The organism is Chamaesiphon sp. OTE_20_metabat_361, assembly GCF_031364565.1.
Window position 1 is genome coordinate 1 of sequence record NZ_JANLWO010000168.1, and the last position, 4,563, is coordinate 4,563.

6 protein-coding genes and 1 tRNA gene are annotated in these 4,563 nt (G+C 43.1%); 4 read left to right on the forward strand and 3 right to left on the reverse strand.

Going from position 1 to position 4,563, the window contains the following annotated elements; all coding sequences use genetic code 11:
• Positions 1-63: 63 nt before the first annotated feature.
• A tRNA-Ser gene (locus RMO35_RS04645) sits at positions 64-148 on the reverse strand.
• The gene (locus tag RMO35_RS04650) at positions 112-324 is read right to left on the reverse strand and encodes a hypothetical protein (RefSeq protein WP_309738900.1); all 213 of its coding nucleotides are present in this window, start codon (positions 322-324) and stop codon (positions 112-114) included. Before RMO35_RS04650 ends, RMO35_RS04645 begins: the two co-directional genes overlap by 37 nt.
• A 192-nt stretch (positions 325-516) precedes the next feature.
• Here RMO35_RS04650 and RMO35_RS04655 point away from each other — a divergent pair, with 192 nt between their 5' ends.
• The 4 genes from RMO35_RS04655 (at position 517) to RMO35_RS04670 (ending at position 3,873) form a co-directional block, all read left to right on the forward strand.
• Positions 517-1,197, forward strand: a complete 681-nt coding sequence (locus RMO35_RS04655; protein WP_309738901.1) for a hypothetical protein — start codon at positions 517-519, stop codon at positions 1,195-1,197.
• A 153-nt stretch (positions 1,198-1,350) separates the two neighbouring features.
• Positions 1,351-2,058 carry a hypothetical protein gene (locus tag RMO35_RS04660; RefSeq protein WP_309738902.1) on the forward strand — a complete coding sequence of 236 codons (708 nt, stop codon included), beginning with the start codon at positions 1,351-1,353 and terminating at the stop codon, positions 2,056-2,058.
• A gap of 82 nt (positions 2,059-2,140) precedes the next feature.
• Positions 2,141-2,734 carry a J domain-containing protein gene (locus RMO35_RS04665; RefSeq protein ID WP_309738903.1) on the forward strand — a complete coding sequence of 198 codons (594 nt, stop codon included), beginning with the start codon at positions 2,141-2,143 and terminating at the stop codon, positions 2,732-2,734.
• A gap of 116 nt (positions 2,735-2,850) precedes the next feature.
• A complete protein-coding gene (locus tag RMO35_RS04670) occupies positions 2,851-3,873 on the forward strand; it encodes a M28 family peptidase (RefSeq protein ID WP_309738905.1) in 1,023 nt (340 codons plus the stop codon).
• 216 nt (positions 3,874-4,089) lie between these two features.
• On the opposite strand, the gene RMO35_RS04675 is transcribed toward RMO35_RS04670, so the two are convergent.
• Positions 4,090-4,524 (reverse strand): response regulator, encoded by a 435-nt coding sequence (locus RMO35_RS04675; RefSeq protein ID WP_310412420.1) that lies wholly within the window; start codon positions 4,522-4,524, stop codon positions 4,090-4,092.
• Between the last annotated feature and the right edge of the window lie 39 nt (positions 4,525-4,563).

Here is a 4,563-nt window from a genome sequence, read left to right on the forward strand (position 1 = left end):
AGCATAAGCTTGCCGTTGCGGCAAAGTTATGGGTTAAGTCACACTAGTCTTTAATTACTGTAACGGAGAGGGTGAGATTCGAACTCACGGAAGCTTTCACCTCATCCGATTTCAAGTCGGACGCATTCGACCACTCTGCCACCTCTCCACATGCCAGCACTCTATCATAGCACGATCGGAGATCGGTGCGAAACCCGATTGCCCAAAATTTTTGCGATCGAGCTGACGATTTGGCGATCGCAGCTCAGTAGAGCCTAGTCGAGCGGTTAGAGCTTCGCTCGGGCAATCCTTGGCGACTGCCGATGTCGAGATAACTCTGCTCAAACCTTCATTAGTGGCTCGATCGTCGATAGATGCGATCGAATGTGCCGTAGCCGTTTCTAGAGTATCATCATCCCACTTTTTCCGACTTTAAGTGCCGATTTTTTCCGCCCAAATCCTGGTAGAGACTGGCTTAGACTAAGAATACCGGAATTTCAGCAACATCGATCGAATCACACGGAATAGTCACAGATTATGGAAAATACTAATACTCTAGTTTATTTACTCAAAGATCGATTTAGTTTCATCGATGAGATTCACAACAGTGAGAAGCTCAATAGTAAAATTTTCTCGCTCCTATTTACTAGCTTTAGTTGCTTTGCGATTTATGGTGCAATTATTGGGGCGACCAATAGTGCGATACCGATTCAGATTCTTTCTTCAGCAGTTAAGTTACCAGCTTTATATCTGATTACACTAATTGTTTGCTTGCCCACACTCTACATTTTCAATGCCTTCTTTGGATCTCGCAGTACGATTCGGCAACATTGGGCTTACTTGTTATCGGCAATTACAGTTATTTCTGTTTTGCTGTGTGGATTTGCACCAGTTACTTTATTCTTTTTGTTGACTATTAATGACAAATTGTTTTTTCTATTATTAAACGTAGCCATTTTTGCGCTTACTGGCATCTTGGGCGTGTCCTTTTTGTATCGAACGATGAAACCAACAGCATTAGAAGAACAATCTGGAAATGTTAAGATCCGGAAAAATATTCTCAAATTCTGGTTAGGGTTATATGGATTTGTCGGCACTCAATTAGGCTGGACACTCAGACCATTTTTTGGAACTGGGGGCACTTTTGAAATCTTTCGCCCGCGCGAAGGTAGCTTCTTTACGGCAGTCTGGCAATCGTTACACCAAATAGGATGGTAAGTTAATTATTAATTAATAATTATTAATTAATAATTGGGTTTTCAGGGTGGAATTTGCTTTGTGCATTTTCGGTATTCTTGTTTAAGCAGAAACTATCGACGATATTATTAAAATATTTCAATCGTAGATCGATAACTAAAGAGTAGATATATTGTGGATGAAATTACTAAATTAATTATTTCGCGATCGACTGTAGAATCGATCGGTCAACAAGAGATCGGTTCGCTGACAATCGGTTTTGCATGGCGAAAAGATGTGTGGCAAAAACCACACAAAATCATTCAGGTATTATTGCTGCAAGTTATCGCCATTAGTATCAGCTTTACGGCATTAATGCTGCCGATCGATCGAGTATTAGCTATTTATTGCCCGCCACCGTCTCAGCAAGCACGAGTAGTCAACCTAGTCTGGATCGACGGAGCGATAACAGCGATGATTTTAATCGGTGCTAATCGGTGGATGTATCGACGTGGCAAACAATTACATAAACTGCTAAAACTTATCGAACAAATCGAGCATTACAATCAAATTGTGATGGAAATTGATACACTAGAAACACTGGCTAGAATTGTCAACAACTGCCCCGTTGGCGTAGCCTCTCAGAATGAGAATCGAGTACCAGCCAGTATCTTAGAAATTCTGGCAAAAACTCGTCACAATTTACTCATAGCACTCCAAATAGAGTCACATTCCGAGCGATTGTGCCAACAGCCCAATTCATCGGAACTAATGCTAGGAATCTCTCACAATCTTATCGATCTCCAAAATTTAGCCAGCCAACCACAATTAGTAGAATATGGCACACTACTCACTCAAGCCTGGGAAATTGGGATGAGTGTCTATGATGAAACCAATCTCTAGCAATGCTCTGAGTAGTGAATCCACTGAGGCAGGACGTATATCCGCTCGGATATAATTGGAGTGAGATAGAGTGCGATTCGGAATGCTTAGTAATAATATTAGTGTCGAAAAATCTTACGAATTATTTGGATTGAACTCCTCAGCCTCGATCGAGCGCATTAAAGCAGTCTATCGTCAGATGGCTAAAAAAATTCACCCAGATCTCAATCCTGACGATCCAACTGCACGCGATCGATTTAACACTCTCAATCAAGCATATCAGGTACTTTTAGCAACACATGCCCAGATCGATCGCCCCGAGCCTGTCGATCCAGCACCAGCCGCTCACAGCGATGTGCGCGTCGATCGAGTAGTCGATTCGTCGCTGTCGCCTCAAGACTTGGAGCTAAAAAAAGAAGTTTTTGAAAACCTTGATAAGTTAGTCCGTCAAGAAAATTTTGTCAAAGCAGTCTCGATCGTGGACATGTTGGCTAAAGTTGTGCCTAACTGTGCAGAAATATCGAAAAAGCAATCCGAAATGTACTTCAAATACGCTCAAGATCTCATCAATCGCCGAGCGCAACTCGTGCTAGCCCGCACATATCTGAAAGAATCACTCCGCATCGATCCTCACAACCAACAACGTTGGCAAGCTGTCAATCGAGAATTCAATCGCATCGAACGGTTATTAAAATAGGTGGGGAGATGGGAGATGGGAGATGGGAGGAGATGGATGGCAAAATCTTCAAAAAACGCGATCGATGATATTATAATGTCTGGATAGGTATGTGCTGTCTTGTACCTGCGAGAACTGTGAATTTCAAACTAATCGATTCTACGTCCTTCAAAAGACTAGCCATTCTCATCATCATTATTGCCGCTATCCTCATCTTTGGATGGTCGTTAATGGTCTGGATGCCAGGAGTGAGTTATCGTCAAGCATTACCACCACTAACAGCGACCGAGATCCAACTCAAAGATCGACTCACCAGCGATGTGCAGACCTTAGCCGTCAAGATCGGACGGCGGAATGTCGATAACTATCAAAACCTAGTTGCAGCAAAAGACTTCCTGAATACCGAACTAGCACAAGCTGGATATACAGTTTGCGAGCAGGAGTATACCGTAGCAGGTAAAAGCTATAGCAACCTCGAAGTCGAAATCCCCGGTAGTAGTCGTGCTGACGAAATCTTAGTAATTGGCGGACACTACGATAGTGCCCTCACCAGTTCCGATGCCAACGATAACGCTACTAGCGCAGCGGCAGTCCTCGCTCTCGCTCGGGAATTTGTCGGAACCAAGCCGCTGCGGACATTGAGATTTGTCGAATTTACCAACGAACAACCGCCCTTTTTCGGGACTAAAAACATGGGCAGTTTGGTTTATGCCCAAGCTGCTAAACAACGCGGCGACAAGATCGTGGGGATGTTCGGTCTACAAACATTAGGGTATGCTACCGATACCGCTCAGCCCCAAAAATATCCACCGCCACTCAACTTTTTAGGTTTCGATCGAGGCAATGTTATCGGTTTTGTCAGCAATATCGACTCGCGGGAATTACTGCGCAACACGATCCGATCCTTTCGCGCTCAAGCTCAATTTCCCTCCGAAGGCTTAGCTTTGCCCGGTTTGATTCGGGGCATCGGGTCGGATAGTCGATCGTTTTGGCAACAAGGTTATCAAGCTGTAACGATCGCAGATACCGCGCTTTTGGAGTATCCGCCGGATCGAATCGATCGCGACACAATCGCCAAAATTGACTTTGAGCAGCTTTCCCGGATGACTCATGGCATCAGCAAGGTAATTCGAGATTTCGTAGGTCTACCGACGATATAAGTAGGTAGGCGCAATTATTTATAAAATGAATTATGCCTGAAACCTAGTTGGTGGGCACGGCCCACCCTACTGGGACGACCGGACTAAAACAGTGGGCATTTAAGACATTAAAGTAGTAATTAACAATACTTTGACGATCGTTTTACCCACAGTTTTAGTCCGGTCACGCCACTACTGTATAACTGAAGTTAATTATTAATTATTAATTATTAAAAGCTAGTTCATCTCACATGCCGTCCAGTAGTCATTAAGTACTACTATTAGTTCGACAAACTTGTCATAAGTAGATGGCTTTTTCAGATAGCCAGAGACATTTAATTCGTAAGCATCTGTTAAATATTTCTTTTCGTCAGACGTGGTAATGATAATTACTGGAATACGTCCGATCTCTGCATCAGATCTTAACTGTCTCAAAAAATCTAAGCCATTCATCGCTGGCATATTTAGGTCTAGCAGGACAAGTCGCCGATCGGACGGAATAAGAGCAGGTTCTCCAGTTTTGCCACGTAACATCGCCAAAGCCTCACTGCCATTGCCAGCGATATACAAAGGATTAGTAATTTTACTTTGTTTGAAAGCTCTCTGTACGGTCATCACATCTACTTCGTCGTCTTCGACTAGCAGAATGTTCAATCTTGAATTTTTGAGCATTTTAATTGTAAAATTCCAGGGGTTTAAAATCTTTGTTAT

Excerpts from the sequence above, each read along its gene's own strand:
- RMO35_RS04655 (WP_309738901.1), top strand. The coding sequence starts at position 517 with ATGGAAAATACTAATACTCTAGTTTATTTACTCAAAGATCGATTTAGT.
- RMO35_RS04665 (WP_309738903.1), top strand. The coding sequence starts at position 2,141 with ATGCTTAGTAATAATATTAGTGTCGAAAAATCTTACGAATTATTTGGA.
- RMO35_RS04675 (WP_310412420.1), bottom strand. The coding sequence starts at position 4,524 with ATGCTCAAAAATTCAAGATTGAACATTCTGCTAGTCGAAGACGACGAA.